General features: G+C 61.8%; 1 protein-coding gene. It reads right to left on the reverse strand.

The genetic code is table 11. The features are described 5' to 3' along the window. Positions 1-945: dihydrolipoyl dehydrogenase (locus tag FCU66_RS40600; RefSeq protein WP_246094216.1), on the reverse strand; the 945-nt coding region annotated here is incomplete at its 3' end. Position 946: the final 1 nt, after the last annotated feature.

Here is a 946-nt window from a genome sequence, read left to right on the forward strand (position 1 = left end):
ATAGATGCCCGGCACGTTGGTCTTGCCGTAACCGTCAACGACGATGCAGCCGCGTTCAGTCTTCACGCCGAGCGCCTCAAGGCCGAGATTCTCGATGTTGCCTTGCACGCCGACGGCCGAGATCATGCGGTCGGCAGTGATCTTCTCAACCTTGCCGTCCTTCATCTCGACATGCGCGGTGACCGAGTTGGCACCCTTCTCGACCTTGGTCACCTTGGCTTCGAGAATGATCTTCATGCCTTGCTTCTCGAACTGCTTTTGCGCGAATTTCGAGACTTCGGCGTCCTCGACCGGCATCACCGCCGGCAACAACTCGACCACCGTCACGTCGGCACCCATGGTGCGGTAGAAGGAGGCGAATTCGATGCCGATGGCGCCTGATCCCATGACCAGCAGCGACTTCGGCATCTCCTTCGGCACCATGGCCTCGAAATAGGTCCAGATCAGCTTGCCGTCCGGCTCGATGCCTGGCAGCGCGCGCGGCCGCGCACCGGTCGCCAGGATGATGTGCTTGGCCGTGTAGGTGCCCTCGCCCTTGACGCCCTTCGGCACCGGCGGCTGCGGCTCCATCGGCTTCTTGGCCGTCTTCGACACGACGATTTCACCGGGCTTAGACAGCTTTGCCTCGCCCCAAATGACGTCGACCTTGTTCTTCTTCATCAGGAAGGCAACGCCACCGTTGAGGCGCAACGAGACTTTTCGCGAGCGGTCGACCACGGCCGAGGTGTCGACGCTGACCTTGCCGTCGAGCTTCAGCCCGTAATCCTTCAGGTGATCCGAATAATGCATGATCTCGGCCGAGCGCAGCAGCGCCTTGGTCGGGATGCAGCCCCAATTGAGGCAGATGCCGCCGAGATGTTCGCGCTCGACAATCGCCGTCTTGAAGCCAAGCTGCGCGGAGCGCACCGCCGTGACATAGCCGCCGGGGCCGGAGCCGATGATGATG

The sequence above is a fragment of the Mesorhizobium norvegicum genome (assembly GCF_004919685.1).
Lineage (GTDB): Bacteria > Pseudomonadota > Alphaproteobacteria > Rhizobiales > Rhizobiaceae > Mesorhizobium > Mesorhizobium norvegicum.